Here is a 25,926-nt window from a genome sequence, read left to right as displayed (position 1 = left end):
GACCGGCAGGTCGGCGCCGTCAGTCGAACAGCAGGGTGGCCGCGACCGCCACCATCACGACGGCCACCGTGCCGTCGATGATCCGCCAGGCCACCGGGCGGGCCAGCACGGGCGCGAGCCGGTGGGCGGCGGCGCCGATGACCGTGAACCAGACCACGCTGGCCAGCGCGGCGCCCGCGCCGAAGACCCAGTGGTGCGGGTGCTGGCGGGCCACCCCGCCGAGCAGCAGCACGGTGTCGAGGTAGACGTGCGGGTTGAGGTAGGTGAACGCGAGACAGGCCAGCAGCGTCGCCCCGAGCGTGGCCGGCGGCCGGTCGGCGGGGGAGAGCGCGCCGGGGCGCAGCGCGCGGCGGGCGGCCAGCGCGGCGTACCCGAGCAGGAACGCGGCGCCGAACCACCGGACGGCGGTGAGGGCGCCGGGGTGTTCGGCCGTGGCGCCGCCCATGCCGGCGATGCCGAGCGCGATGAGCAGCGCGTCGGACCCGGCGCAGACGGCGACGACCGGCAGGACGTGCTCGCGGCGCAGGCCCTGCCGCAGGACGAAGGCGTTCTGCGCGCCGATGGCGGCGATCAGCGCGATGGCGAGGGTGAAGCCGGCGGCGGCGGAGCCGGCCACGGAGCTGCTGAGGATGTCGGGCACGCACCGAGGCTACGAGCCGCACGTGATGCAGCCCAGCTAAGGATTTTCATGACAGTTAAGCTCGGCTTCATCATGCTGGACACCACGCAGCTCCGGACGTTCGCCGCGGTGGTCCGCGAGGGCAGCTTCGAGGCGGCGGCGCGGTCCCTGCACGTCACCCCCTCGGCCGTCAGCCAGCGGATCAAGGCGCTGGAGCAGGCCGTCGGGCAGGTGCTCGTCCGGCGGACGAAGCCGTGCGGGGCCACCGACGCGGGTCGGCCGCTGCTGCGGCTGGCCGGGCAGGTCGCCCTGCTCGAACGCGAGGCGCTGGACGCCGCGCGACCCGCCGTCGGCGGGCCCGTACCCACCCGGGTGACGGTCGTGGCGAACGGGGACTCGCTGGGCACCTGGTTCGTCGGCGCGCTGGCGCGACTGCCGACCGAGCTGGCGCTCCTGTTCGACGTCCGCCGCGACGACGAGCACCACACCGCGGAGCTGGTCCGCGACGGCACGGCGATGGCCGCCGTTACCGCGCAGCGCGAGGCCGTGCAGGGCTGCCGGGTGGAGCGGCTGGGCGCCATGCGGTACGTCGCGCTGGCCGAGGCGGGGTTCGCCGCCCGGCACTTTTCCGACGGTCTCACCGAGGCCGCCCTCGCGTCCGCGCCAGCGATGGCGTTCGACCGCAAGGACCAGCTCCAGCAGCGGTTCGCCCGCACGGTCACCCGGCGCCGGCTCGACCCGCCGGTCCACTACGTCCCGTCCTTCGACGGCTTCAACGAGGCGGTGCGGCTCGGGCTCGGCTGGGGGATGGTGCCGGAACGCGTCGCCCGCGCCGACATCGCCGCCGGACGCTGCGTGGACCTCGGCGCCGGGCGGCACCTGGACCGCCCGTTGTACTGGCAGCACTGGCGGGTGGCATCCACCACGCTGGAGGCGTTGACGGCCGCCGTCCGGGCGGTGGCCGCCGCCGAGCTGCGCTGACGCCGACCTCACCCGGTCTCCGCGGCGCGGGGCGCCCGGCGCCACGCCGACGGGTCAGGCGATGGTGCAGATCGCCGGGGCGACGGGTCAGGCGATGGTGCAGATCGCCGCGCCAGCGGTGATGACGGCGCCGACCTCGGCCGCGAGGCCGCTGACCGTACCCGCCTTGTGGGCGTGCAGCGGCTGCTCCATCTTCATCGCCTCCAGCACCACGACCAGGTCACCCTCGGCCACGGTGTCGCCGTCGGCGACCGCGATCTTGACGATGGTGCCCTGCATCGGGGAGGTGAGCGCGTCGCCGCTGACCGCGACGCCGGCCTTGGCTCCGCCGCCACGACGGGCCGGCTTGCGCGCGGCCGGCGCGGCGGTGGCCGTACCCCCGCCGAGGCCGGCGGGAAGGCTGACCTCCAGCCGCTTGCCGCCGACCTCGACCACGACGGTCTCGCGCTCGGCCGGCGCCTCGGCGGCGCCGGCGGCGGCGGTGAACGGCGGGACGGTGTTGTCGAACTCGGTCTCGATCCACCGGGTGTGCACGGCGAACGGCTCGGCGGTGAACGCCTCGTCCCGGACCACCAGCCGGTGGAACGGCAGCGCGGTGGCCATGCCCTCGACGACCATCTCGTCCAGGGCGCGGCGGGCCCGCTCCAGCGCCTCGGTACGCGTCTCGCCGGTGACGATCACCTTGGCCAGCAGCGAGTCGAAGTTGCCGCCGATCACGTCGCCGGCGGAGATGCCGGTGTCGACCCGGACACCGGGACCGGTGGGCAGCCGCAGCGCGGTGACCGTGCCGGGCGCGGGCAGGAAGCTGCGGCCCGGGTCCTCGCCGTTGATCCGGAACTCGATGGAGTGCCCGCGCGGGGTCGGGTCCTCGGTGAGGCGCAGCTTCTCGCCGTCGGCGATGCGGAACTGCTCGCGGACCAGGTCGATGCCGGCGGTCTCCTCGGTGACCGGGTGCTCGACCTGGAGGCGGGTGTTGACCTCCAGGAAGGAGATGGTGCCGTCGGCGCCGACCAGGTATTCCACCGTGCCGGCGCCGTGGTAGCCCGCCTCCCGGCAGATCGCCTTGGCGCTGTCGTGGATCTGGGCGCGCTGCGCGTCGGTGAGGAACGGCGCGGGGGCCTCCTCGACGAGCTTCTGGTGTCGGCGCTGGAGCGAGCAGTCGCGCGTGCCGACCACGATCACGTTGCCGTGCTGGTCGGCCAGCACCTGTGCCTCGACGTGGCGGGGCTTGTCGAGGTAGCGCTCGACGAAGCACTCGCCCCGGCCGAACGCGGCGACCGCCTCGCGGGTGGCCGACTCGAACAGGTGCGGGATCTCCTCCATGGTGCGGGCGACCTTGAGCCCGCGCCCGCCGCCGCCGAAGGCGGCCTTGATGGCGACCGGCAGGCCGTGGTCGACGGCGAACGCCAACACCTCGTCGGGGCCGCCGACCGGGTCGGGGGTGCCGGGCACCAGGGGCGCGCCGGCTCGCTGGGCGATGTGCCGGGCCGTCACCTTGTCACCGAGGTCCCGGATCGCCTGCGGGGTGGGGCCGATCCAGGTCAGCCCGGCGTCGATGACGGCCTGGGCGAAGTCGGCGTTCTCGGAGAGGAAGCCGTAGCCGGGGTGCACCGCGTCGGCCCCGGCCTTCGCGGCGACCTCCAGCAGCTTGTCGATGCGCAGGTACGTCTCGGTGGCGGTGTCCCCGCCGAGCGCGTACGACTCGTCGGCCAGCGTGGCGTGCAGGGCGTCACGGTCGGAGTCCGCGTAGACGGCGACGCTGCCGAGGCCGGCGTCGCGGCAGGCGCGGATGACGCGGACGGCGATCTCGCCGCGGTTGGCGATGAGTACCTTGCGCACCTTGCTGGCTCCTCCCGGAGGGTCACTGACCGGGAGTGTATCGGCCACCGTGTCGGCCCTAACGATCGCTCAGTGTGGGATGCCGCACTGTCTTCCGCCACCCTAGTCAAATTTGCCTATTACGCTCGTCCGGTGTCTGCCACGCGAATGATGATCCTCGGCCTGGTGCGCTGGATGCAGCCCGTGCACGGCTACGACGTGCGCCGCGAGCTGCTCAGTTGGAACGCCGACAAGTGGGCGAACGTGCAGCCCGGGTCGATCTACCACGCCCTGCGCAAGCTGACCCAGGAGGGGCTGTTGCGCGCGGTGGCCACGGAGCAGGTGGGCGCCCGTCCGGCCCGCACCACGTACGAGGTGACCCCGAAGGGGGAGGAGGAGTTCGAGTCGCTGCTGCGCGGCCTGTGGTGGCGGCTGCACGAGCCACCGGATCCGTTCACGGCGGCGTTCTCCTTCCTCCCCGCGATGCCGCGCGAGGAGGCGGCGGCCGCCCTGCGCAACCGGGCGAACCTGCTGCGCGCCGGTGTCGAGTGGATGCGTACGTCGTTGAGCTCTGGCTGGATGCGTGAGACCAAGCCGGTGCACGTGGGGTGGATGTTCGAGCTGTGGACGGCCCGGTCCGAGGCGGAGATCTCGTGGTGCGAGCGGATCGCGGAGCGGATCGAGTCGGGGGTGCCGTACCTGCCCGAGGGCTTCGAGCGGGCGCAGGGGTGGGAGGGCTGGGAGGAGCGGCTGCCGCCCCGGAGCGCGATCGACGAATAATCAACGTTGACCATAAAAGTTATATCGCGTTAGCCTGCCCGGGACGCCACGGGGGAGCATGCCGTCCGGCGTCGTCTCCGAGGGACAGACAGGTGGCCGGTGGCACCGGCCCGGACGACCAGGAGCAGAGATGATCGAGACCAGAGGGTTGCGGAAGTCCTTCCGCTCCCGAGAGGGTCGCCAGACGAAGACCGTCGACGCGGTGCGCGGCGTGGACCTGAAGGTCGCCGAGGGGGAGATCTTCGGCTTCCTCGGCCCCAACGGCGCCGGCAAGACCACCACCCTGCGGATGCTGGCCACGCTCATCGAGCCGGACGGCGGCGAGGCCACCGTCGCCGGGGCCGACCTGCGCAAGGACCCGGCCGAGGTGCGCCGGCGCATCGGCTACGTCGCCCAGGGCGGCAGCACCTGGGACGAGTCCACCGCCCGGGAGGAGTTGGTCCTGCACGCCCGGATGTACGGCATCGGCAAGGCCGACGCGCAGCGGCGGGCCGCCCGCGCCCTCGACGCCTTCCAGCTCACCGAGTACGCCGACCGCAAGTGCAAGACCTACTCCGGCGGCCAGCGCCGGCGGGTGGAGATCGCCCTCGGCATCATCCACGAGCCGAAGATCGTCTTCCTGGACGAGCCGACCACCGGCCTCGACCCGCAGAGCCGTGCGCACATGTGGGACGAGATCCGGCGACTGCGTACCGACGGCATGACCGTCTTCATCACGACCCACTACCTGGAGGAGGCCGACGCGCTCTGCGACCGGATCGCGATCATGGATCACGGCGAGATGGTCGCCGAGGGCACCCCGGCCGACCTGAAGCGCGAGATCTCCGGCGACGTCGTCATGGTCGGGCTCGACGCCGCGGCCACTCCGCAGGCCGCGCAACTGCTCGACGGCGAGCCGTACGTCAACAAGCTGGAGACCGTCGACGAGGGCGGGCTGCGCCTCTACGTGGACGAGGGCGCGACCGCCATCCCGCAGATCCTTCGCCGGGTGGACGGCGCCGGCCTGGCGCTCAGCTCCATCGAGCTGCACCGGCCCAGCCTCGACGACGTCTTCCTCACCAAGACCGGCCGCTCGCTGCGCGAGTCCTGAGCCCAGACCGGAGAGATCTGATGAAACTCGCCCGTGACACCTGGCTGATCTTCCAGCGCCAGCTCCAGCTGCTGCTGCGCAACCCCGTCTGGGTCTTCGTCGGCGTCTTCCAGCCGGTGATGTACCTGCTGCTCTTCGCCCCGCTGCTCAAGCCGGCGCTGAACGCGCCCACCCAGGCGGCGGCCTACAAGATCTTCGTACCGGGCCTGCTGGTGCTGCTGGCCATCTTCGGCGGCCTGTTCCAGGGCTTCGGCCTGATCGCCGAGCTGCGCGCCGGGGTCATCGAACGCTCCCGGGTCACCCCCGTCAGCCGGCTCGCCCTGCTGCTCGGCCGCTCGCTGCGCGACGTGGTGTCGCTCATCGTGCAGGCGGTCATCATCACGCTGCTCGCGCTCCTGTTCGACCTGCGCGTGTCCCTCGTCGACCTGCTGCTGGCGTACCTCATGCTGGCCCTGATCGCGCTGATGACCTCGGCCGTCTCCTACGGCATCGCGCTCAAGGTCAAGAGCGAGGACGCGCTGGCCCCGCTGATGAACACGGTGGCCCAGCCCGTGCTGCTGCTCTCCGGCATCCTGCTGCCGCTGACCTTCGCCCCCGGCTGGCTCCAGGGCATCGCCGAGTGGAACCCGTTCTCCTGGGCGGTCGACGGCACCCGGGCCCTCTTCGCCGGCGAACTCGGCGACGACAAGGTCTGGCAGGGCCTCGGCATCATCGCGGTCCTCGCCGCCGCCGGCGTCGTCTGGGCCGCGCGGCAGTTCGCCCGCAGCGTCCGCTGAGCGCGGGTCCCCCCTCCTGACGGCGGGGAGAGCTGCCTCTCACCAGGGGCGGGGCGCCGGTCCGACACTTGTAGCGTGAGGCCGGTGCCCCGCCTCACCCGTGACCGGCTCACCTGGCTGACCTACGCCCAGCTCGGGCTGTGGGGCTTCTTCCTCTACGGCTTCGGGCCGGTCGTGCCGCTGCTCCGCGACGAACAGGGCACCTCGGCGGCCGTCGCCGGCCTGCACAGCACCGGCATCGCCGTCGGCGCCCTGGCCGGTGGGGCGCTCTTCGCCCCCCTGGCCGGCCGGTTCGGCCGGGGCCGGACCATCTGGGCCGGGCTCACCGGCGTGGCGGCCGGCGTCGCCGCCCTGGGCCTCGTCCGCGCCCTGCCCGCCACCATCACCGCCGTCGCGGTGATCGCCACCTTCGGCATGCTGGTGATCAGCGGCGTGTCCGTGGTGCTCACCGACCGGCACGGCGCCGGCGCGCCCGCCGCGCTGACCGAGGCCAACGCCGTCTGCGCCGGCGCCGGCATCCTCGCCCCGCTGGTCATCGGCGCCAGCGTGGACGCCGGCTGGGGCTGGCGACCGGCGATGGCCGTCGAGGTCGGCCTGATCGCGCTGGTCGCGCTCGCCGCCCTGACCTTCCGCGTACGCCTGCCGCGACCCGCCCCCGCTGCCGCGGCTCCCGGCGATCCGCCGGCCACCGACCCGGCCGCCGCCGCCCTGACCGTCCCCGCTGGTGTCGACGTGGCCTCGGGTGCGGCCGTGGGCTCGGCGGCCGCCGCTGGTGTCGACGTGGCCTCGGGTGCGGCCGTGGGCTCGGCGGTCCCTGCCGGTGTCGACGTGGCCTCGGCCCCGGGTGTCGGCGCGGCGCCCGACGCCCAGCGGTCGGGTCGGCGGCTGCCGCCTGCCTACTGGATCGCCTGGGTGCTGATGGCGGTCACCGGCTCGATCGAGGTCTGCCTGTCGCTCTGGACGGCCGACGTGCTCCGCTCGCACGCCGGGATGGCGGCCGGCGGCGCCTCGGCCGCCGTCGCCGCGATCGTCTGCGGCATGTTCGTGGGCCGGCTCGCCGGGGGCCGGCTCGCCCTGCGGTACCGGCCCGTGCCGCTGCTGCTGGCCGCGTTGGGCGTGTCGCTGGCCGGGTTCGCGCTCTTCTGGATCGCGCCGGTCGGCTGGCTCGCCGTCACCGGCCTGGTCGTCCTCGGCCTCGGCAACGCCCTGCACTACCCGCTGGCGATCTCGATCGCGCTCGCCGTCGCCGGGCCGGCCGCGGACCGGGCGGCCGGCTATGCGTCGTACTCGATGGGGGTGGGCTTCGGGATCGCGCCGGTCGTGCTCGGCTGGGTGGCCGACGGCGTCGGACCGCACCTGGCCTTCCTGCTGCTGCCGGCCTTCATCGCGGCTGCCGCGCTGCTTGCCGCCCGCCTGGGCCGCGCCCTGCGCCCGGCCCCCGCCTGACGCCGAGCGGCGCCCCGTGGATCTTCGGTCCCCCTGGATCTTGGTAGGGAAAGGCCTCTCCAGGGGCCTTTCCCTACCAAGATCGCGCAGGGCGAGGCGTCAGTGCACCCGGGCCAGGGTGAGGCCGTCGGCGATCGGGAGCATCACCGCGTCGACGCGGACGTCGGCGAGCACCTCGTCGTTGAACGCGGCGATGGCCCGGTCGTCGGCGTTCTGCGGGGCGATCACCCGGCCCCCGCGCAGCACGTTGTCGACCGCGATCACCCCGCCGGGGCGCATCCGGGGCACCAGTTCCGCCCAGTAGATCGGATAGCCGGTCTTGTCGGCGTCGATGAACGCGAAGTCCAGGTGCCGCTCGTGGGGCAGTTCGCGCAGCGTGTCGCCGGCCGGGCCGATGCGTAGCTCGATGCGGTCGTCCACGCCGGCGCGGGCCCAGTAGCGCCGGGCGATCCCGGTGAACTCCTCCGAGATGTCGAAGCAGGTCAGCCGCCCGCCCTCGGGCAGCCCTCGGGCGATGGCCAGCGACGAGAGGCCGGTGAACGTGCCCACCTCGACGGCGTGTCGTACCCCCAGCAGCCGGGTGAGGAAGGTCAGGAAGGCGGCCTGCTCCGGCGCGACCTGCATCTGCGCGTCGTTCGGCAGGGCCGCGAGGGTCTCCTCGGCCAGGTCCCGCATGATCTCGTCCGGCGGCGCACCGCGCGAGACCAGGTACGCGTGCAGTTCCGAGGTGAGCGGGATCGACTTGGTGGTCATCGAAAACCTCCGTGGAAACCCCTGGCTTTAGCCGTGGGAGCAAACGGAACTCTTGCAGGTCGGGACAGGAAAGGCCGATCCGCGCCAAGGCGGATGGGTGTCCACCCACATGTCACCGTAAAGCTTACTGGCTATCTTGCTAGGTTGTGAGCCATGGCCAGGGCTGTGAAACGGGCGTTCAGGTTCCGCTTCTACCCGAGCTCCGAGCAGGCTTGCGAGCTTGCCCGCACGTTCGGGTGTGTCCGGCTGGTCTACAACATGGGGTTGCAGGCCCGCACCGAGGCGTGGACGCTGCGCCAAGAACGGGTGAACTACAACGCGACGTCGTCGATGCTGACCGCGTGGAAGAAAACTGACGACCTGGCGTTCCTCAACGAGGTGTCGGCCGTGCCGTTGCAGCAGGCCCTGCGGCACCTGCAATTCGCGTTCACCAACTTCTTCGCCAAACGAGCCCGGTACCCGAGCTTCAAGAGCAAGAAGAAGTCGCGCCGGTCGGCGGAGTACACCACCAGCGGGTTCCGCTACCGCGACGGCCGGCTCACCCTGGCGAAGATGGCCGAGCCGCTGAACATTGTGTGGTCCCGGCCGCTTCCCGAGGGCGCGAAGCCGTCCACGGTGACCGTGTCGCAGGACGCGGCCGGTCGCTGGTTCGTGTCGCTGCTGTGCGACGACCGGATCGAGCAGGCTCCGGCGCCGAGCCCGGCCGTCGGGGTCGATGCCGGCCTGGACAGCCTGCTCACGCTGTCCACCGGTGAGAAAGTCGTCAACCCGAAGCATGAGCGCCGCGACCGGGCCGCACTCGCCAAGGCGCAGCGGAACCTGGCCAAGAAGGAGACGGGCTCCGCGAACCGGGCCAAGGCCCGACTCAAGGTCGCCCGCGTGCACGCCCGGATCACCGACCGCAGGCGGGACCATCTGCACAAGTTGACCACTCGGCTCGTTCGTGAGAACCAAACGATCGTCGTCGAGGACCTGACCGTGCGCAACATGGTCACAAACCACAGCCTGGCCCGCGCCATCAGCGACGCGGCTTGGCGGCAGTTCCGCACCCTGCTCGAATACAAGGCCGACTGGCACGGCCGCAACCTCGTGGTTGTGGACCGCTGGTTCCCGTCGTCCAAACTGTGCTCGGCGTGCGGTGCGCTCGCTGAGCGGATGCCGCTTAACATGCGGTCGTGGACCTGCCGATGCGGCACTGTCCACGACCGCGACGTCAACGCGGCCCGCAACATTCTCGCGGAGGGGCTCTCCGTGATTGCCTGTGGAGGCGGTATAAGACCTCAACGGACGAACGTCCGGACGGGGCGGTCGTCGGTGAAGCAGGAAACCCAGCGGGCGACCGCTGGAATCCCCCGCCTCTAGGCGTGGGAAGGAAGTCAAGAACGGACGCTAGCCGAGCAGTTCGACGGTCTGACTGCCGGGCGCGATCTTCGTCCACAGATCCGTGATCGGGATTTCCAGTTCGGCGAGAAGGCGGCGCAGCATCGGCAGGCTGAGCCCGATGACCGTGCTCGGATCACCCTCGATCCGCTCCACGAAGGGACCGCCCAGGCCGTCGATCGTGAAGGCCCCCGCCACGGCCAGTGGCTCGCCCGTGCCCACGTACGTGGCGATCTCGTCGTCGCTGACGTCGGCGAAGTGCACCACGGTCGACGCGACCGCCTCGGCCCGCCGCCCGGCCTCGACGTCGATCAGGCAGTGCCCGCTGTGCAGCACACCGCTGCGCCCGCGCATCCGCTTCCAGCGCCGGGTGGCGTCCGCCGCGTCGGTCGGCTTGCCGAGGATCTCCCCGTCGAAGGCCAGCACCGAGTCGCAGCCGATCACCAGCGTCCGCTGGTCGTCGGCCGGCCCCAGCCGGGTGAGCACGGCCTGCGCCTTCATCCGGGCCAACTCCAGGCAGAGTTCCTCGGCCCGTTCGGTGACCACGAGGGATTCGTCGACGCCGCTGACCAGCACGTCCGTCTCGATCCCGGCGGCCTGGAGAATCTTGCGGCGGGCAGGGCTGGCGGACGCGAGCACGAGGCGGAGCGGCAAGGACTTCGGCACGTCGCCGACGTTACCGGCTGACCGGAGCGACCACGCCCCCGGCGGGCCGTGTCGGCCTGTTGCCCGCGCCGCGTCGCGGGCTCCTCCGCCCGTCGGTCGTCAGGGCGGCTCAGCGACTGATGCGCGGCGGCGGATCGGCACCCCGACGACGTCGACGGGCGACGAACGCCCACGCGCCGCCGGCCGCCACGATCACACCGAGAGTGACCAGGCCACGGGCCGTCGCCGCACTGTTCCCGTCGTCCGCCGGCTCCGCTACCGCCGTCGTGGTCGCGGCGGTGGGGGCCGGCGCGCTCGCCGTCGCCGAACCAAAACCCAGCGGCGGTACGTCAGCAGTCAACGCCGCCACCAGGTCGATGACCCCGTGCCCGTACTCGTCGTCCCGCCCCGGGGGGCCCTTGTCGATCGCGGTAGCCGTGAGCCTGTGCGCCACCTCGGAGGCAGGCAGGTTCGGGTACTTGGATCTAATCAACGCGACGGCTCCGGCAACGATAGCGGTGGCACCGGATGTTCCCGTCGCTCTGCGATACCCCCCGTCGCGACTCGTGCTGTAGATGTCGACGGCGGGGGCTACCACATCAATCTCGGGGCCTGTCACTGAGATTGAGGCATGACGTCCGGTCTGGTCTATCCCACCGACGGCGATGACGCCAGACTCGCTCGCCGGGTATGCGACCCTCTGGTCAGAGGGGAAATTCCCTGCCCCTGCAACTACGACGATGTCGGACACGAGCGCTCTCTTCACCGCCTGGGTCAGTCGAGGGCTGGTTCCTCCTCCGCTTGAGATGCTGATTACATCCGCGCCCTTGTCGATTGCATATTCGACGGCTTGGGCCAAGACGTCTGGGTCGCCGTTGCCGTCGGCTGGTGAGTCGACAATAGGTAGAATTTGAGCTTGGGGCGCGATGCCAAGTGCGCCCTTGTCATTAATTCCCCCATGCGCCGCGATCAAGCCTGCCATCCCTGTGCCGTGGCCGTTCCGATCCCGTCTGCCGTCACCATTTCCGCCAGGAACCATGTCGATTCCGGGCAAAATATTGTGAGTAAGGTCGGAATGTGGATCAACGCCAGTGTCGGGTAGGGCTACCGTGATTCCTGCCCCCTGAGAAAGTCGATGCGCCGTCATCGCTTGCAGATATCTCAAATGCCACTGACTCTCACGTATGTCCGGGCCATTGTTGATCCGCTCCGCGATCACTGAAGAATCGACGTGCGTGGGGGTCGTTGCGAGGGCTGAGGATAGTGAGAGCATCGCGACGAAGTGCGGGACATTGCCAAGGATCACCGGTTGAAACCAATTGCTGGGCCGGGATCGATTGGGCCATCCTCGCTGGGCGGGCGGACAACCGGAGGCACTCCTTGGTCGACTTCCCAGGGGTGCTCCGGATCCCACTGTCGGGGGGCCTCGCCGCCTCGTTCGCGATGTCCTTGGCGGCCCTGCATTGGGTTGGCGGCGCCGAAAGGGGTTCCGCCGATCGGGGGTATCCCGTGGGCGGATGCGAGGCCACGTCCGCCACCTGGGCGAGATCCTGCACCGCCTGAAGGGGCGGTGCCTGCGCCGCCGCCTCCAATTAATCCGCCAATCGGGTTGACTCGCTTCGGTTGAGTGTTTCCTGTTCCGGGCGGGCCGTATCCGATTCCGGGAGTGCCGCCGATTAGGCCGCCATGCGGCAGAGGTCGTGAGTTCGTGGAAGGCGGGGTGGAGGGCTGGACAGAACCGGTATTCGGTCGAGTAGCTTGACCTGGTTGGTTGCTCACTGGCCCTGATATGCCAGGTCGGGAAACTCCCGTCGGAAGCCCTGAGGTTCCGATCCCCGGTGATGGATTCGGTTGCGCGGTAGGCTGTGAAGTAGGTAGGCCAGGGCCTGATGGATGAGGTGCCAATCCGGTGCCAGTTCCGCCCAAAATGGGACCGAGGCCAGGTGTGCTTGGGCTGGTTACTTGTCGGGGCGTCGACCCTGGTTGACGTGTGGAAGGGGTGCCAACGTTTGGCAATATCGGAACCGGCATGATCGGCGGGATTGCCGGGGCCTGCGAACTGGTGAACCCCGATTCGGTCGCCCCGTTGTCAACCTTGGGTCTGGGTGGTGGTTGGCGGAGCATTACTTGGGCCTGTTGGAGTTCGTTGCTGAGGCCGTACATGATGCCGCGTGCTTGGACGTTGAGTCGTTCCAGGTCGGCGTCGGTCACCGGTCGATCGGGGACCCGGCTGCCCATGGCTGCCTTCGGGTCGGCGAGCGTCGCGTCGTACGTCTGCTTCTCCTGGACCTTGACGGCGTACGTCTCGTAGATCTTCTTGAGCTCCGCGCGGGTGGTGCTGATGGCCTGCGTGGCGGCGGAGAGCACGGTGTAGTTGGCGCTGGCGGCGTCGTGCGTGCGCTGCACCTTGTCGATCAGCTCGTCCAGCTCACGGATGTACGCCCGGGCGGCCTCGTTGCTCTGCGGAGGCCAGGCCTCGGCCAGCCCCTTGCGGTATTCCTGGAGCCGGCTCAGGTGGGCCCGCGCGAGGTCGCAGACCTTGCGCCAGCCGGCGACCTGCTTCCAGTGGTTGGTGGTGTCGTGGTCCTGGAGGCAGGCCCACATGCTGGCGACGTCCATCAGCCGCCAGTCGGTGAGGGCCGACGTGCGGCCGCCGGTGCCCCGCTCGATCATGGCAGCACCACCGGACCCCGCACCTGCCCCGGCGTGGGCTCCGGCCCGGTGGGATCGGGCAGCACCGGCGGCGCGCCGCGAGGCGTCGTGGCGGCCGGGTTGGCGAGGGCCCGCTCGACGTCGGTCACGCGCGCGGAGGCGAAGGCGTCCGACCCGGTGTAGTTGGTGGCGACGGTGCCGGCGGCCGTGGCCAGGTGGCCGGTGGCGTCGCGGACACCCCAGACCATGTCGGCGGTGGCCTGCTGGGTCTCGTGGTGGGCGCGCAGGAAGTTGACCAGCTCGATGAACGCGTCGGCCGGGTTGGGCACCGGTGCGGTCATGTCCTCGGCGATGTACGACAGGTGCGGGGCGTAGTTGCGTTCCACCTCGGCCTGGAGCTTGTCGGCGAACTCGCGGAGCTGGCGGATGTCGGCCTCGATGCTGCCGTAGCCGCGGAGCCAGGACGCTGGACCGTCCTCTTCGGGGATCATCGGCCCTCCCTGCCCGTCACTGCGCCGTTTCCCTGAGTGAGGTTAATCGGTCCCCGGGCATGTCGGCAGCCCCGCCCCGACCGACACCGGTCACCCTGCGGGCGCGTAGGGGCGCCGAGCTGCGGTGATCCGTACGGAAAAGGACGGAAAGGTCAGCGGGGCAGGCCGGACGCCCGCCACGCGCCGGGGCCGGCGACCGCCGCTGCGGGCCGGCCGGAGCGCGCCCAGGCGGACGCGGCGACCGGAGGGGACGCGGCGGCCGGGCGGGACCGTACGACGATCGCGCCCACCAGCGCGGCCAGTTCCTCGGCGGTGGGGACCCCGCGGACGACCCGGAACAGCGGCTCTTCGGCAGACATGGCGCCAGCGTACGCGCCGGACAGGTTGACCTGAACCGCACAGTGGCGTGCCGGCGGTGTGAGCGTCGCCGGCTCCGGGTACCGTCTGGGCGATGTCGAACGCGCTGCCCCAACTCGTCGCTGACCGATACCGGCTTCTGTCGCCGCTCGGTCAGGGTGGCATGGGTCGGGTGTGGAAGGCGCGCGACGAGGTGCTGCACCGGGACGTGGCGATCAAGGAACTCGTCCCGCCGCCCAGCCTCACCGACGAGGAGCGCCGCGAGATGCGGGAGCGCTCGCTGCGCGAGGCCCGCGCCATCGCCCGGCTCAACCACATCAACGTGGTCCGCATCTTCGACGTGCTGCGTACCGACGGCGACCCGTGGATCGTCATGGAGTACGTGCCGTCGAAGTCGTTGCAGGACACGCTCGCCGAGGACGGCCCCGTGACGCCGGCGCGCGCGGTGGAGATCGGCCTGGGCGTGCTGGCCGCGCTGAAGTCGGCGCACAAGGCCGGCGTGATGCACCGCGACGTCAAGCCCGGGAACGTGCTGCTCGGCGACGACGGCCGGGTGGTGCTGACCGATTTCGGTCTCGCCACGATTCCCGGCGACCCCAACGTGACCCGCACGGGCATGGTGCTGGGGTCGCCCGCGTACATCTCGCCGGAGCGGGCCCGCGAGGGCACCGCCGGGCCGGAGGCCGACCTCTGGTCGCTGGGCGCCACCCTCTACGCGGCGGTCGAGGGCAAGTCGCCGTACGCGCGGCCGTCGGCGATCGCCACCCTGGCGGCGCTCGCCACCGAGCCGATGCCGCCGCCGAAGAACGCCGGGCCGCTCAAGCCGGTGCTCAACGGCCTGCTGCGCAAGGACCCGAAGGAGCGGATCACCGCCGAGGTCGCGGAGAAGCTGCTGCGCCGCGCCGGTGGCAAGCGCACCCGGACCATCCCGCTGCTCGACGGCGTACGCCGGCCGGGGCCGAACGGTCCGCGTGAGCCGCGCCCACCGTTGGTGCCGGCGCCCCGCCCGGCCGAGGGCGCGTCCGACAGGCCCGTCAGCCCGCCGGCTCCGCGTGCGCCCCTGGCGGCGGCCGGTGCCGGTGCCGCCGCTGCGTCCACCGCCGAGGACCCCACGGCGGCGGTCTCCTCGGACGCCGCGCCGACGGCCAAGGTCGGAGCCTCCACGTCGGACCCGGCCCCGACCGCGAAGGTCGACCCGCCCAAGCCGGCGCTCGACGACACGAAGGCCGACCCGGCGCCCCGGAAGCCGGCGAATCCCACCTCGGTGATGCCCGCGCCGGTGAGCCCGCCGTCCGGTCGGGCGGCGGTCGTGGCGTCCGACGGTACGAAGCCCGACAACACCCGCCGCAACGTGCTGATCGGCGTGCTGGTGGCGCTGCTGTTGCTCGGCCTGGTGGTGGTCGTGCCGATGCTGACCGGTGGCGACGGTGGGGACGGCGGCGGCACACCGCAGGCCGACCCGACCGGCGCGGCGACCTCGCAGGGGCAGCCGCCGCAGTCCTCCGCGCCGGCCCCGCCCACGAGCGCCGCGCCGAGCCCGACGCCGTCGGCCACCCCGTCGCCGACCCCGGACGCGCTGCCGGCGGGCTGGAAGCTGCACAAGGACCCCGCCGGCTTCGCGCTGCCGATCCCGGCGAACTGGGTGCGCCGCAACGCCGGGCAGAACACCGTCGTCTTCGACGAGCCCAACGGGGTGGGCGAGCTGCTGATCCAGTGGACCAACACGCCGGAGTCGGACGCGTTGGCCGACTGGAAGGAGAAAGAGCCGGATCGCAGGAAGTACGTAAACAGCTACCAGTACGTCGACATCACGAGCTGCGACGGCTTCTGGAAGACCTGCGCGGACTGGGAGTGGCTGGAGACCCGCGACGGCACCCGGATCCACGTCCGCAACCGGGGCTTCGTCACGGCCAAGAACCGGGGCTACGCCCTGCGCTGGGAGGTCGCCGCGAAGGACTGGCAGGCCAACCTGGCCAACTTCGACCGGATCGCCGAGGGCTTCGTGCCCGACCGCAAGGACTGACCCGCGGGATTCGCGCCCGTTGCGAGATCGACTCGCATGACCTTCCGCCGTACGGGGTATCTGACCTGCACGACGGAAGGGAGGGTACGACATGGGTTACCGACGCAGGGACGCCCGGCCCCGAGTGGCACTGTGGATGCTCGTGGCCCTCGGCGACATCGTCCTGCTGCTCGCCGCCGCCGGCCTGCCGCTGCTGTTCGCGCTGCTCAGCGTCGTCACCGTCACCCTCGCCGGGGTGGGCGTCCGGCGCTTCCCCCGGCGCAACGCGCTCGCCCGCGAGAATGCGGCGACGGTGCCCGTGGCGGCCCGACGGCGGGTCTGACACCCGCGACGCGACGTGGCGGCAGCGGGACCGGTTGTCGACCGTACGGTGACAACCGGTCCCGCTGCCGCCAACGCCTCCCCAGGCGATTCAGGCTCAGGTGTTGTTGGCCAGCGCGATCAGCCGGCTCCGGTCACCGTTCCAGTAGTTGCGGTCGACGGCGCCGCTGATGCCCGGGACACTGCCCCGGTCGGTGTACTGCCAGAAGCTCCAGAACGGCGCCCCGGCCGGCAGGGTGCCGACCGTGCTCGACCAGCGGGCGATCCAGAGCGGGTGGTTGGCCCACGGCGCCGTCCAGTTGCCGGTGCACTGGTTCCACCAGCTCGTGGTGGTGTAGATGACGGCGTAGCGGCCGGTGCGGGAGCGGTAGGTGTTCAGGAAGTCCTGCACCCAGGCCCGCATGCCGGAGGTGGTCTTGCCGTAGCAGTAGCCGCCGGCGTACGGGTTGGCCTCGAGGTCCAGCGCGGCCGGGAGGGTGCGGCTGTCGGCCGACCAGGCGCCGCCGTTGGAGGCCAGGTAGTTCGCCTGCACCGCCCCGGAGGAGATGTTGGGCCGGGCGAAGTGGTACGCGCCCCGGATGACGCCGGCGTTGTAGGCGGCCACGTAGTTGGTGTTGAACCTCGGGTCCTTGTAGCTGGTGCCCTCGGTCGCCTTGATGAAGGCGAACTGGATGCCCGCGTTGCGGACACTGGTCCAGTTGATGGCGCCCTGGTAGTGCGACACGTCGATGCCGGGCGTGGTGGCGGCCGCCGCGGGGGTCGCGGTCGCGACGAGCCCCGCCGCCGCGGTGGCGAGGGCCGCCAGGGTGGCGGCCAGCAGCCGCCGCAGGGATGTTCCGGTACGGGTCATGGATGCCTCCAAGGACGCCGGACTTAATAGACGTTCATCTTTGGAGGTAAGTGCCCCGGATGGCAAGGGGCGCTAAGGGACGTCTCGTAACTGGGTGGAGGCGTTGCCCGGCACCGGCCCGGCGTTCAGCCGGCCAGGATGATGTTGTGGAGGTTAGCGATGCCGGACGCGGCGTCGGTCAATGTGTGGGCGGCGCGGCGGTAGTCGCGCAGGATCTTGAAGCACTTCATCCTGGCCAGGGCGTGTTCGACCCCTGCTCGGACGGTGCGGTGTTCGACGTTGAGGGCTTCCTTCCAGTCCGGCAGGTCGCTGCCGTCGGTGGGCTTGCGGTACGGGATGATCACCTCGGGGTTGCCGCGGTAGCCGCCGTCGGCCATCACCGGCCGCCCGTCGAGCTTCTCGGCGATGCCTGAGGTGCGGTAGACGATGGTGTCGTTGCGGTTGCCGGGCTGCGGGTCGCCGACGGCGATGACCAGGCGGGTGCTGGCGTCGATGGCGACCTGCAGGTTGGTGGAGTAGCGGTAGTTCTTGCTCCGGGCGGCCAGGCGGTGATCGCGGGTGGGGACCAGCGTCCCGTCGACGATCGCGATCTGCTCGACCGGCCGCTTACGCACCGGCGCCAGGGCCAGCAGCGGCGCGAGGGTGTCGATGACCCGGTGCGCGGCGGAGTGCGACACCCCGAACAGCGGGCCGATCTGCCGCATCGTCAGGTTCGTACGCCAGTACGCGGCGACCAGCAACACCCGATCCGGCAGGTCGAGGGCCCACTGCCGGCCCGGCCGGCCGTCGGCGATGCCGTCACCGCCGCGCTCGGCGACCAGCCGGACCAGCGAACGGAACTGGGCGGGCTGCAGCCCGGTGAACGGGAAGATCCACTCCGGGCGGGCTGCCGAGATCACCTGCACCCAGGCATCTTGACCGACCATCCTCAACGGACAGACACCGGGGTTACGAGACATCCCTTAAGGAATTCTTCATTAACGGTAGAAGTGGATTACCGCGCCGAGCGGGTGTCGCCGCCTCAGCGCAGCGTGGCCGGGTCGACGCGCCAGCGGACCGGCTCGGTCAGGTGGAGTTCCTCGCCCGGCTTCGCGACCTGCTCCTCGACGTAGTGCGTGCCGTCGAGCCGGTGCAGCCGCAGCGAGTGGCCGGCCCCGTCCTGCTCGACCAGCAGGTACCACGGGATCCCGGCGATCGCGTAGAGCTGCATCTTGACCAACCGGTCGGCGGCCGCGTTCCCCGGCGGGACGATCTCGCAGACGAGGACGACCGCACTCGCCTCGACCACGGTGCCCTCGTCGTCGGTGTCGGCCACCACCACGTCGGGGATGACGATGCGGTCGACGCCGAGCCGGACGTTCACCGCCTCGAAGACCAGTAGGCCCTGCGGCAGCGCTGCCGGCCGCAGGCTGTTCGTCAGGCTCCACGACACCAACTGGTGCCGCTTGCTCGGGGCAGGGCTCACGATCAGGCTCCCGTCGAGCAACTCGATCCGGTGCGGCGTCTCGCCCATGGCGAGGTACTCGGCCTCGGTCCACAGCCCGACGTGGGGTTCCCGGAGGACCACGCTCACCGGCGTCCACCTCCCGCTCCTGTCGCCACCGGATCAGCCTCCCTTGATACGGGCCGGAGAGGACGCAGCGACACAGGTCGGGGCCGGTAGGCTCGCGCCCCATGGTGTCGATCGACGGGCTCGGCGGTCTCTGGGACAAGTTGTTCGCGGCGCAGCCGGACCCACCGCCCCTGCTGGTGCTGCTGACCGCCGCCGTCGCGCTGGTGGTGGTCAGCACCCGCCTGCCCTGGCGGATCGCCCGCAACGCCATCACGATCGCCCACGAGGGCGGGCACGCGCTGGTCGCCCTGCTCACCGGCCGCCGCCTGCACGGCATCCGGCTGCACTCCGACACCTCCGGGCTGACCCTCTCGGCCGGCCGGCCCACCGGCCCGGGGATGATCCTCACCCTGCTCGCCGGCTACGTCGCCCCGCCGCTGGTCGGGCTGGCCGGCGCGTGGCTGCTCGGCGGCAACCGGATCACCCTGCTGCTCTGGGTCGCCGTGGCGCTGCTGCTGGCCATGCTGGTCATGATCCGTAACGTCTTCGGGGTGATCTCACTGCTGGTCACCGGCGGGGTGGTGCTCGCCGTCTCCTGGTACGCCACGCCGCAGGTGCAGGCGGCGTTCGCGTACGCCGGGGTGTGGTTCCTGCTGCTCGGCGGCGTACGGCCGGTGGTGGAGCTGCAACGGATGCGCTCGCGCGGCCGGATGCCCGCCTCCGACGCCGACCAGCTCGCCGGTCTCACCCCGCTGCCCGCGTTCTTCTGGGTCACCGTCTTCGCCCTGGTCAACCTGGTCGCCCTCGGCGCCGGCGCGCTGCTGCTGGCCGGTCCGATCGTCACCGAGGCCGGCCTGACACTCGGAACCTGACCCCCGGAAAATGACCGGCCGGCCGGGCAACCGGCGGCACCGCCGGGCGCGTGTCCCCTGTGACCGTCACGGGGAGGTAGCAGGTGCCGGACGTCGACGGGTTCGACGAGTTCTACCGGGGCAGCCGGCAACGGCTGCTCGGCTTCGTCTACGCGCTCACCGGCGACCTCGCCGAGGCGCAGGACGCCGTGCAGGAGGCGTACATCCGGGCCTGGCAGCGCTGGTCGACGGTGAGCGGGTACGAGGAGCCGGAGGCGTGGGTGCGGGTCGTGGCGAGCCGGATCGCGGTCAGCCGGTGGCGCAGCCTGCGCAGCCGGGCCCGCGCCTACCTGCGGCACGGCGCCAACGAGAGCGTGCCCGGCCCGGACACCGCCACCGTGGAGGTGGTCACCGCCCTGCGGCGGCTCCCCGAGGAACAGCGCACCGCCATCGCGCTCTACTACCTGATGGGCATGCCGGTCGCCGAGGTGGCCCGGCAGACGGCCGCCCCGGTGGGCACCGTCAAGGCCCGACTCTCCCGGGGGCGTGCCGCGCTCGCCGGGCTGCTCGCCGTCTCTGACCTGGAGGAGGCCGCCGATGCGTGACGAGCCGAGGTTCGTCGAACAACTGCACCGTGACCTGCGTGACGTCCGCTGGCCGGAGCCGGCGGAGATCCGCGCGCGGGCGCGCAGACGCAGCAGGCGTACGGCGCTGACGGCGGCCGTCGCGGTGCTCGTCGTCGTCTCCGGCTCGGCCGTGGCGGTCGGGGAGTGGGCCGGGCGGAGGGACGCGCCCCCGGCGCCCGTGGCCGCCGCCACCGCCGCGTCGCCGACGACCGCCGGGCCGGCCGAGATCCCGCAGGACGCGCTGCTCGCCCCGGCGGACCTGCCCCTGAGGACCGGCGTGCAGCTCGGCGAGGCCGGCCTGATGGAACCGGTACGGGTCGACCCGGTGCTGGAGTCCTGCGGCCGCGAGCGGGGCGTGCCGTCGGCGGCGCCCACGTCCCGCTACTCGCGGTCGCAGACCCTGCTCTGGGCCCCGGTGAGCCCGGTGACGCGGGGCCCGGCGCTCACCCAGGACGTCTACCGTGTCCATCCGGGCCAGGGCCGGCTGGTCTTCGGCCTGGTCGGGTTGCTGCTCAACGCCTGTGCCGAGTGGCAGCTGACGAAGTCCACGCTCTTTGGCGGCAGTCCGGTGGCGACCACCCAGACGCACCGCTGGGAGACGTCGATCAGCGGCTTCGCCGGCGACGAGTCCGTGATGCTGCGCCACGTGTCGATGCCCTCCCGCCTGCGGGTCAGCGGGAAGGTGGCGGCCGCGGACGAGGCGGTCGAGGTCACCATGGTGGTGCGGGTCGGCGACCTGGTCACCGTGGTCGCGCTCAGCCCGGGGACCCTGGAGGACACGGCCGCCGGAACGCGCCCCGGCGGCCTGAGCTCCGCCGACCTACAGACGCTGGGCAGGACGGCGGCGCGCCGGATGTGCGCGTCGGCGAATCCAGGCTGCTGACCGACCCGTGCCCGGCCGGCGCGGCGATCGGCCGGGCCGGCCGGGCACGGCGGCGTCAGAGCGGGATGTTGCCGTGCTTCTTCGGGGGCAGGGTCTCGCGCTTGGTACGCAGCATCCGCAGCGCGCGGACGATCTGGGTGCGCGTCTCGTGCGGCGGGATGACGCTGTCCACGTAACCGCGCTCCGCCGCGATGTACGGGTTGGCGAGGGTGTCCTCGTACTCGGCGATCTTCTCCGCCCGCACGGCTGCCGGGTCCTCGGCGGCGGCCAGCTCCGAGCGGTAGAGGATGTTCACCGCACCCTGCGCGCCCATCACCGCGATCTGCGCGGTCGGCCACGCGAAGTTCAGGTCCGCGCCGAGGTGCTTGGAGCCCATCACGTCGTACGCCCCGCCGTACGCCTTGCGGGTGATCACGGTGACCTTCGGGACGGTGGCCTCGGCGTACGCGTAGATGAGCTTCGCGCCCCGGCGGATGATGCCGTCCCACTCCTGCCCGGTGCCCGGCAGGAAGCCGGGGACGTCCACGAAGGTCAGCACCGGGATGTTGAACGCGTCGCAGGTGCGCACGAACCGGGCGGCCTTCTCCGAGGCGGCGATGTCCAGGGTGCCGGCGAAGTGCATCGGCTGGTTCGCGACCACGCCTACCGGCCGGCCCTCGACGCGGCCGTAGCCGACGACCATGTTCTGCGCGTAGAGCGGCTGGACCTCCAGGAACTCGCCGTCGTCGAGGACGTGCTCGATGACCCGGTGCATGTCGTACGGCTGGTTGGCCGAGTCGGGGATGAGCGTGTCCAGTTCCCGGTCGGCGTCGGTCACGTCGGGGTCGGCGGGGGCGTCGAAGACCACCGGCTCGTCCAGGTTGTTCGACGGCAGGTACGACAGCAGCGCCTTGACGTAGTCGATCGCGTCCTGCTCGTCGGTGGCGAGGTAGTGCGCGTTGCCGCTGCGCGAGTTGTGCGTACGGGCGCCGCCCAGCTCCTCCATGCCGACGTCCTCGCCGGTGACCGTCTTGATGACGTCCGGGCCGGTGATGAACATGTGGGAGGTCTGGTCGACCATCACGGTGAAGTCGGTGACCGCCGGGGAGTAGACCGCGCCGCCGGCGCACGGACCCATGATCAGGGAGATCTGCGGGATGACGCCGCTGGCCCGTACGTTGCGGAAGAAGATCTCGCCGTAGAGGCCGAGCGAGGCGACACCCTCCTGGATGCGCGCGCCCCCGGAGTCGTTGATGCCGACGACCGGGCAGCCGATCTTCATGGCCAGGTCCATCACCTTGACGATCTTCTCGCCGAAGACCTCGCCGAGGGAGCCGCCGAAGACGGTGAAGTCCTGGGCGAAGACGCAGACCTGCCGGCCGTCGACGGTGCCGTAGCCGGTGATGACGCCGTCGCCGTACGGGCGGGTCTTCGCCAGCCCGAAGTTCGTGGACCGGTGCCGGGCCAGCTCGTCCAGCTCGACGAAGGAACCCTCGTCGAGGAGCATCTCGATGCGCTCGCGGGCGGTCTTCTTGCCCCTCGCGTGCTGCTTCTCGACCGCACGCGCCGACCCGGCGTGCACCGCCTCGTCGACCCGCCGATCCAGGTCGGCCAGCTTGCCCGCGGTGCTGTGGAGGTTGATCCCGGTCTCGGTAGTCACCCTGGGAATATAACGATGGTTCAGGCCGCCGCCGCTGTGCAGTTCGCCTCAGCCGAGCCGCGACGCCCCGGGCCGGCCGGACGGGGGCGGCCGTAGGCTGACGGGATGCCGGGTTCGCCGTACACCGATCTGGACCGCCCGCCGCTGTCGGCGGCGCGGCTGCGGCGGGCGCTGGTCGCCCCGCACGGACCCTGGGCCCGGCTGGAACTGCGGGCCGAGACCGGCTCGACCAACGCGGACGCCGCCGAGGCGGCCCGGGCCGGCGAGCCCGAGGGCCTGGTGGTGGTCGCCGAGCGGCAGACGGCCGGGCGCGGCCGGCGCGGCCGGGTCTGGCAGTCGCCGGCCCGGGCCGGCATCGCCACCAGCGTGCTGCTCCGCCCCGGGGAGGCCGTCGCCGACCGCGACTGGCCGGCGGCACCCCAGACGGGGTACGGCTGGCTGCCGCTGCTCGCCGGCGTCGCCCTCGTCGAGGCGGTCACCCGGCTGGCCGAGCTGGACGCGGGCCTGAAGTGGCCGAACGACCTGCTCGTCGGCGACGCGAAGTGCGCCGGGATCCTCGCCGAGGCGGTGCCGGGGGCCTCGCCGGCCCGGCCGCCCGCGATCGTGCTCGGCGTCGGCCTCAACGTCACGCTGCGCGCGGACGAGCTGCCGGAGAACCCGACGGGGCTGCCGGCGACCTCCCTGCAACTGGCCGGCGCGGCGGCCACCGACCGGGACCCGCTGCTGCGGGCACTGCTGCGCGGGATCGCCGACTGGTACGCCGAGTGGCGCGCGGCCGGCGGCGACGCGGTCGCCTGCGGCCTGCGCGACGCCTACCTGGCCGCCTGCGCGACGGTCGACCGGCAGGTACGCGTGCTGCTGCCCGGCGGCGAGGAGGTGACCGGCACCGCGACCGGCGTGGACGCCGACGGCCAGCTGCTGGTCGCCACCTCCGCCGGCACCCGCGCCCTCGCGGCCGGCGACGTGCTGCACCTGCGCTGAATCCCGCAGACCGCCGCGCGGCTGATCCCCCGGCGACAGGGGAGCGGTTACGGTCAGCGCGTCCGTTTCTGCGAGGAGGTTCCCGTGGCGTTCCCCGATGACGTGCTCACCGAGGACGAGCACGTCGTACTGCACCTGCACCCGCACTGGAAGGCGCTGGTCCGGCCGGTCGCGGTGCTCGTGCTCGCCATCGCGGCGGTGGTGGCCGGTGTGGTCCTGCTGCCGTCCGGCGGGGGCGGCTCGATCGCGCTCGCCGTCATCGGTGGCCTGGCCCTGCTGGCGGTGCTGTGGCTGGCGCTGTGGCCGTTCCTGGTCTGGCGGACCACCCACTACCTCTTCACCGACGAGCGGGTGCTGCTCCAGCAGGGCGTGCTCTCCCGGGACCGGCGGGACATCCCGCTGACCCGGATCAACGACCACGCCATGAACCAGCGGTTCGTGGAGCGCCTGCTCGGCTGCGGGACGCTGACCATCGAGTCGGCCGGCGAGCGCGGCCAGTCGGTCCTGCACGACGTGCCGAAGGTCGGTCAGGTCCAGACCAAGCTCTACGAGCTGGTGGAGGCCCACCACGACAAGCACTCCCTCGGTGACTCCGAGATGCGCGACATCCTGGCGGACCTGCACGACGGCAAGCCCCTGCGCGACCCCACCGCCTGAGACCGGCGGCGGGCCCCGGCGCGGGTCAGCGGCGCGGCGGGCGGCGGGTACTCGCCTGGAGCTCGGCGGCCAGTTCCGCTTCCAGTTCCCGATCCAGCGAGCCGCCGAGGCCGGCGTCGAGCGGGGCGGGGCGCCCCTGGACCGGGGCCGCCGGGCCCGCCGCCGGCGCGGGGCCCGGGCCGGGCGCGACGCGCGGGACGCGCCGCCCGGCACCCGGCGGCGGCTCGGACTCCTCCAGCTCGGAGATCGACTCGGCCAGCTCGGCCACCGGGTCCATCTCGGCCATCGTGTCCCACTCGTCGCGCGGAATGCTGTGCCACGTGTCCGCCGCGTGGGCGGGTGCCGGTTGGAAGACGAACGTCCGGTAGGACCAGAAGCGGAACAGCGTCGCCAACAGCACGCCGCCGGTCTTCGCCACGTTGAGGGCGAGCAGGCTGGTCAGGCCCAGTCCGTACTTGGCGGCGGCCAGGACGCCCAGCTCGATGAGCAGGCCGGCCCCGTTGAAAAGGAAAAAGAGGACGTACTCGCGCCGCATGGCCGCTTTCGGGCGATCCCGGTACGTCCAGTGACGATTCATCAGATACGACGTGATGGTGGCCACCACGGTCGCGATGACCGTCGCCTTCAGTTGACCGTCGACGAAAACGGTCAGTGCGAGCGCGTTGAACACGGCGTAATTGATTACGGTGTTGACGCCGCCGACGATTCCGAACTTGAGCGCCTCGTGGATGAACTTCTGCCAGCGCTCAGGCAGCAGACGGACAAGACGCATGCGGAACACCTTAGGGCAGTGGGCGGGGCCGGCAGGCTCCGGCCGGGACGGGGTGGGCGGGAGGTCACGCCCGGTGGTCTCGGTCGTCCTTCTCTTCCGGAACGGTGGGAGTTCCCGCTTCGACGAAGACGAACCGTCGGTAGGACCAGAACCGGAACAGCGTCCCGAGGCCGGTCCCGACGATGAAGCTGGCGATGTTGTCCGCCAGCGGGGTCTGGAACACCTCCGGCCAGATGCTGCCCAGGCCGTAGCGGCTGATCGCGAGGCAGGCCACGGCGATCCCCAGGCCGACGCCGTTGAAGAAGAAGAACAGCGCGTACTCGCGGGCCGGGTTGGAGCGCTTGCGGTGGCGCCACGTCCAGAACCGGTTGCCGACGAACGCGACGGTCGCCGCGATCACCGTCGAGATGGTCTTCGCGGTGACCTGCTCGACGCCCCGCACGCTCGTCAGGTAGTTGAAGAGCGCGAAGTCGATCAGGAAGGCGACCCCGCCCACGGTGGCGAACTTGCTCAGCTCGCGGACCAGATGGCCGAAACGGTCCACCAGCGAGTGGACCAGACCCGTGCGGGTCTGCCGGGAGCCGGGCTCCCCGGTCATCGTCGCGGCCACGACGCGAGCCTACCGGCTGGCGGCACCCCGCACGGGTAGCAACGACGGACCACCTGTCCGGGTGTGCGCCTGTGGACAGAGCGTAACGAGATCGACGACGCGGCGGGGCGGTTCGGTGGGTTCCGTCGACGGGACGCCGCTGGCGGGGGTGTGAGGTTTCACCAGAGCATTTGCGTGAAACTGCGCGTGAAAGCGGGTATTAGCTCGTGATGCCGCAGCGTGACCGCAGCTTGTGCAGTTCTTCACAACCAGTCCCACTGACTGGTGACCTCGCCCGGTTTACGCTGAGGCCAATCCCAGGTTTCCACGAAGACGACGCATGGCGCCGTCAAGACTCGTGCATCCCATAGATCGGTCAGCGTCGACCACCAAG

General features: G+C 71.6%; 27 protein-coding genes. 13 read left to right on the top strand and 14 right to left on the bottom strand.

Going from position 1 to position 25,926, the window contains the following annotated elements:
- Nucleotides 1-19: 19 nt before the first annotated feature.
- Nucleotides 20-616: a LysE/ArgO family amino acid transporter gene (locus GA0070610_RS23340; RefSeq protein WP_089003688.1), complete on the bottom strand. Its 597-nt coding sequence runs from the start codon at nt 614-616 to the stop codon at nt 20-22.
- Nucleotides 617-712: 96 nt separating this feature from the next.
- On the opposite strand from GA0070610_RS23340, the gene GA0070610_RS23335 reads away from it, so the two are divergent.
- Nucleotides 713-1,600 carry a LysR family transcriptional regulator ArgP gene (locus GA0070610_RS23335; RefSeq protein ID WP_089002029.1) on the top strand — a complete coding sequence of 296 codons (888 nt, stop codon included), beginning with the start codon at nt 713-715 and terminating at the stop codon, nt 1,598-1,600.
- Nucleotides 1,601-1,687: 87 nt separating this feature from the next.
- Here the strand turns inward: GA0070610_RS23335 and GA0070610_RS23330 are convergent, their stop codons facing one another.
- Nucleotides 1,688-3,439: an acetyl/propionyl/methylcrotonyl-CoA carboxylase subunit alpha gene (locus GA0070610_RS23330; protein ID WP_089002028.1), complete on the bottom strand. Its 1,752-nt coding sequence runs from the start codon at nt 3,437-3,439 to the stop codon at nt 1,688-1,690.
- 147 nt (nt 3,440-3,586) lie between these two features.
- On the opposite strand from GA0070610_RS23330, the gene GA0070610_RS23325 reads away from it, so the two are divergent.
- From GA0070610_RS23325 to GA0070610_RS23310, 4 genes are all read left to right on the top strand, one after another.
- Complete coding sequence (locus tag GA0070610_RS23325) at nt 3,587-4,198, top strand: PadR family transcriptional regulator (RefSeq protein ID WP_089002027.1); 612 nt, start codon at nt 3,587-3,589, stop codon at nt 4,196-4,198.
- 130 nt (nt 4,199-4,328) lie between these two features.
- A complete protein-coding gene (locus GA0070610_RS23320) occupies nt 4,329-5,288 on the top strand; it encodes an ATP-binding cassette domain-containing protein (protein WP_089002026.1) in 960 nt (319 codons plus the stop codon).
- 20 nt (nt 5,289-5,308) lie between these two features.
- Nucleotides 5,309-6,064: an ABC transporter permease gene (locus GA0070610_RS23315; protein WP_089002025.1), complete on the top strand. Its 756-nt coding sequence runs from the start codon at nt 5,309-5,311 to the stop codon at nt 6,062-6,064.
- 84 nt (nt 6,065-6,148) lie between these two features.
- Nucleotides 6,149-7,510, top strand: coding sequence for an MFS transporter (locus tag GA0070610_RS23310; protein WP_089002024.1), 1,362 nt, complete (start codon nt 6,149-6,151; stop codon nt 7,508-7,510).
- A gap of 99 nt (nt 7,511-7,609) precedes the next feature.
- Here GA0070610_RS23310 and GA0070610_RS23305 read toward each other — a convergent pair whose 3' ends face one another.
- Nucleotides 7,610-8,263: an O-methyltransferase gene (locus tag GA0070610_RS23305; protein ID WP_089002023.1), complete on the bottom strand. Its 654-nt coding sequence runs from the start codon at nt 8,261-8,263 to the stop codon at nt 7,610-7,612.
- Nucleotides 8,264-8,416: 153 nt separating this feature from the next.
- Between GA0070610_RS23305 and GA0070610_RS23300 the strand changes: the two genes are divergently transcribed.
- Nucleotides 8,417-9,625: an RNA-guided endonuclease InsQ/TnpB family protein gene (locus GA0070610_RS23300; RefSeq protein ID WP_089002022.1), complete on the top strand. Its 1,209-nt coding sequence runs from the start codon at nt 8,417-8,419 to the stop codon at nt 9,623-9,625.
- Nucleotides 9,626-9,652: 27 nt separating this feature from the next.
- Here the strand turns inward: GA0070610_RS23300 and GA0070610_RS23295 are convergent, their stop codons facing one another.
- The 5 genes from GA0070610_RS23295 to GA0070610_RS23275 form a co-directional block, all read right to left on the bottom strand.
- Entirely contained in the window at nt 9,653-10,309 is a 657-nt protein-coding gene (locus tag GA0070610_RS23295; protein WP_089002021.1) for a Maf family protein, read from the bottom strand.
- A 109-nt stretch (nt 10,310-10,418) separates the two neighbouring features.
- Nucleotides 10,419-11,435, bottom strand: coding sequence for a type VII secretion-associated serine protease mycosin (mycP, locus tag GA0070610_RS23290; RefSeq protein ID WP_231926232.1), 1,017 nt, complete (start codon nt 11,433-11,435; stop codon nt 10,419-10,421).
- Between the two features lie 155 nt (nt 11,436-11,590).
- Nucleotides 11,591-12,961 carry a GumC domain-containing protein gene (locus GA0070610_RS23285; protein WP_089002020.1) on the bottom strand — a complete coding sequence of 457 codons (1,371 nt, stop codon included), beginning with the start codon at nt 12,959-12,961 and terminating at the stop codon, nt 11,591-11,593.
- Complete coding sequence (locus tag GA0070610_RS23280; protein WP_089002019.1) at nt 12,958-13,431, bottom strand: hypothetical protein; 474 nt, start codon at nt 13,429-13,431, stop codon at nt 12,958-12,960. Before GA0070610_RS23280 ends, GA0070610_RS23285 begins: the two co-directional genes overlap by 4 nt.
- A gap of 152 nt (nt 13,432-13,583) precedes the next feature.
- Complete coding sequence (locus GA0070610_RS23275) at nt 13,584-13,790, bottom strand: acyl-CoA carboxylase subunit epsilon (RefSeq protein ID WP_089002018.1); 207 nt, start codon at nt 13,788-13,790, stop codon at nt 13,584-13,586.
- 92 nt (nt 13,791-13,882) lie between these two features.
- On the opposite strand from GA0070610_RS23275, the gene GA0070610_RS23270 reads away from it, so the two are divergent.
- Nucleotides 13,883-15,811, top strand: coding sequence for a serine/threonine-protein kinase (locus GA0070610_RS23270; RefSeq protein ID WP_089002017.1), 1,929 nt, complete (start codon nt 13,883-13,885; stop codon nt 15,809-15,811).
- Between the two features lie 91 nt (nt 15,812-15,902).
- Complete coding sequence (locus GA0070610_RS23265; RefSeq protein WP_089002016.1) at nt 15,903-16,133, top strand: hypothetical protein; 231 nt, start codon at nt 15,903-15,905, stop codon at nt 16,131-16,133.
- A 96-nt stretch (nt 16,134-16,229) separates the two neighbouring features.
- Here the strand turns inward: GA0070610_RS23265 and GA0070610_RS23260 are convergent, their stop codons facing one another.
- From GA0070610_RS23260 to GA0070610_RS23250, 3 genes are all read right to left on the bottom strand, one after another.
- Nucleotides 16,230-16,982: a GH25 family lysozyme gene (locus GA0070610_RS23260; RefSeq protein WP_089002015.1), complete on the bottom strand. Its 753-nt coding sequence runs from the start codon at nt 16,980-16,982 to the stop codon at nt 16,230-16,232.
- A gap of 125 nt (nt 16,983-17,107) precedes the next feature.
- Nucleotides 17,108-17,887, bottom strand: coding sequence for a transposase family protein (locus GA0070610_RS23255; RefSeq protein WP_088998274.1), 780 nt, complete (start codon nt 17,885-17,887; stop codon nt 17,108-17,110).
- A 116-nt stretch (nt 17,888-18,003) separates the two neighbouring features.
- Nucleotides 18,004-18,555, bottom strand: coding sequence for a Uma2 family endonuclease (locus GA0070610_RS23250; protein WP_392567267.1), 552 nt, complete (start codon nt 18,553-18,555; stop codon nt 18,004-18,006).
- A 101-nt stretch (nt 18,556-18,656) separates the two neighbouring features.
- Here GA0070610_RS23250 and GA0070610_RS23245 point away from each other — a divergent pair, with 101 nt between their 5' ends.
- The 3 genes from GA0070610_RS23245 to GA0070610_RS23235 all read left to right on the top strand — a co-directional run bounded on the left by GA0070610_RS23245 (nt 18,657) and on the right by GA0070610_RS23235 (nt 20,894).
- A complete protein-coding gene (locus tag GA0070610_RS23245) occupies nt 18,657-19,406 on the top strand; it encodes a M50 family metallopeptidase (protein WP_089002014.1) in 750 nt (249 codons plus the stop codon).
- 83 nt (nt 19,407-19,489) lie between these two features.
- A complete protein-coding gene (locus GA0070610_RS23240; protein ID WP_089002013.1) occupies nt 19,490-19,990 on the top strand; it encodes an RNA polymerase sigma factor in 501 nt (166 codons plus the stop codon).
- Nucleotides 19,983-20,894, top strand: coding sequence for a hypothetical protein (locus GA0070610_RS23235; protein WP_089002012.1), 912 nt, complete (start codon nt 19,983-19,985; stop codon nt 20,892-20,894). Before GA0070610_RS23240 ends, GA0070610_RS23235 begins: the two co-directional genes overlap by 8 nt.
- 55 nt (nt 20,895-20,949) lie before the next feature.
- Here GA0070610_RS23235 and GA0070610_RS23230 read toward each other — a convergent pair whose 3' ends face one another.
- Nucleotides 20,950-22,533 (bottom strand): acyl-CoA carboxylase subunit beta, encoded by a 1,584-nt coding sequence (locus GA0070610_RS23230; RefSeq protein WP_089002011.1) that lies wholly within the window; start codon nt 22,531-22,533, stop codon nt 20,950-20,952.
- A 105-nt stretch (nt 22,534-22,638) separates the two neighbouring features.
- Here GA0070610_RS23230 and GA0070610_RS23225 point away from each other — a divergent pair, with 105 nt between their 5' ends.
- Together GA0070610_RS23225 and GA0070610_RS23220 are read left to right on the top strand one after the other, a co-directional pair.
- A complete protein-coding gene (locus tag GA0070610_RS23225; RefSeq protein WP_089002010.1) occupies nt 22,639-23,514 on the top strand; it encodes a biotin--[acetyl-CoA-carboxylase] ligase in 876 nt (291 codons plus the stop codon).
- A gap of 84 nt (nt 23,515-23,598) precedes the next feature.
- A complete protein-coding gene (locus tag GA0070610_RS23220; RefSeq protein ID WP_089002009.1) occupies nt 23,599-24,171 on the top strand; it encodes a PH domain-containing protein in 573 nt (190 codons plus the stop codon).
- A 25-nt stretch (nt 24,172-24,196) separates the two neighbouring features.
- Here GA0070610_RS23220 and GA0070610_RS23215 read toward each other — a convergent pair whose 3' ends face one another.
- Nucleotides 24,197-24,943: a GtrA family protein gene (locus GA0070610_RS23215; protein WP_089002008.1), complete on the bottom strand. Its 747-nt coding sequence runs from the start codon at nt 24,941-24,943 to the stop codon at nt 24,197-24,199.
- A 64-nt stretch (nt 24,944-25,007) separates the two neighbouring features.
- The gene (locus GA0070610_RS23210) at nt 25,008-25,541 is read right to left on the bottom strand and encodes a GtrA family protein (protein WP_089003685.1); all 534 of its coding nucleotides are present in this window, start codon (nt 25,539-25,541) and stop codon (nt 25,008-25,010) included.
- Nucleotides 25,542-25,926 lie beyond the last annotated feature (385 nt).

It is taken from the genome of Micromonospora echinofusca, from assembly GCF_900091445.1.
GTDB lineage: Bacteria > Actinomycetota > Actinomycetes > Mycobacteriales > Micromonosporaceae > Micromonospora > Micromonospora echinofusca.
Note: the sequence above shows the minus strand (reverse complement) of the source record. Positions and strands in the feature narration are given on the sequence as shown.

What these genes read in the sequence shown, in the direction of transcription:
- GA0070610_RS23335 (WP_089002029.1), top strand. Translation starts at nt 713, where the DNA reads ATGCTGGACACCACGCAGCTCCGGACGTTCGCCGCGGTGGTCCGCGAG.
- GA0070610_RS23325 (WP_089002027.1), top strand. Translation starts at nt 3,587, where the DNA reads ATGATGATCCTCGGCCTGGTGCGCTGGATGCAGCCCGTGCACGGCTAC.
- GA0070610_RS23320 (WP_089002026.1), top strand. Translation starts at nt 4,329, where the DNA reads ATGATCGAGACCAGAGGGTTGCGGAAGTCCTTCCGCTCCCGAGAGGGT.
- GA0070610_RS23315 (WP_089002025.1), top strand. Translation starts at nt 5,309, where the DNA reads ATGAAACTCGCCCGTGACACCTGGCTGATCTTCCAGCGCCAGCTCCAG.
- GA0070610_RS23305 (WP_089002023.1), bottom strand. Translation starts at nt 8,263, where the DNA reads ATGACCACCAAGTCGATCCCGCTCACCTCGGAACTGCACGCGTACCTG.
- GA0070610_RS23300 (WP_089002022.1), top strand. Translation starts at nt 8,417, where the DNA reads ATGGCCAGGGCTGTGAAACGGGCGTTCAGGTTCCGCTTCTACCCGAGC.
- mycP (WP_231926232.1), bottom strand. Translation starts at nt 11,435, where the DNA reads ATGACGGCGCATCGACTTTCTCAGGGGGCAGGAATCACGGTAGCCCTA.
- GA0070610_RS23285 (WP_089002020.1), bottom strand. Translation starts at nt 12,961, where the DNA reads ATGATCGAGCGGGGCACCGGCGGCCGCACGTCGGCCCTCACCGACTGG.
- GA0070610_RS23280 (WP_089002019.1), bottom strand. Translation starts at nt 13,431, where the DNA reads ATGATCCCCGAAGAGGACGGTCCAGCGTCCTGGCTCCGCGGCTACGGC.
- GA0070610_RS23275 (WP_089002018.1), bottom strand. Translation starts at nt 13,790, where the DNA reads ATGTCTGCCGAAGAGCCGCTGTTCCGGGTCGTCCGCGGGGTCCCCACC.
- GA0070610_RS23270 (WP_089002017.1), top strand. Translation starts at nt 13,883, where the DNA reads ATGTCGAACGCGCTGCCCCAACTCGTCGCTGACCGATACCGGCTTCTG.
- GA0070610_RS23265 (WP_089002016.1), top strand. Translation starts at nt 15,903, where the DNA reads ATGGGTTACCGACGCAGGGACGCCCGGCCCCGAGTGGCACTGTGGATG.
- GA0070610_RS23260 (WP_089002015.1), bottom strand. Translation starts at nt 16,982, where the DNA reads ATGACCCGTACCGGAACATCCCTGCGGCGGCTGCTGGCCGCCACCCTG.
- GA0070610_RS23245 (WP_089002014.1), top strand. Translation starts at nt 18,657, where the DNA reads ATGGTGTCGATCGACGGGCTCGGCGGTCTCTGGGACAAGTTGTTCGCG.
- GA0070610_RS23235 (WP_089002012.1), top strand. Translation starts at nt 19,983, where the DNA reads ATGCGTGACGAGCCGAGGTTCGTCGAACAACTGCACCGTGACCTGCGT.
- GA0070610_RS23225 (WP_089002010.1), top strand. Translation starts at nt 22,639, where the DNA reads ATGCCGGGTTCGCCGTACACCGATCTGGACCGCCCGCCGCTGTCGGCG.
- GA0070610_RS23215 (WP_089002008.1), bottom strand. Translation starts at nt 24,943, where the DNA reads ATGCGTCTTGTCCGTCTGCTGCCTGAGCGCTGGCAGAAGTTCATCCAC.
- GA0070610_RS23210 (WP_089003685.1), bottom strand. Translation starts at nt 25,541, where the DNA reads ATGACCGGGGAGCCCGGCTCCCGGCAGACCCGCACGGGTCTGGTCCAC.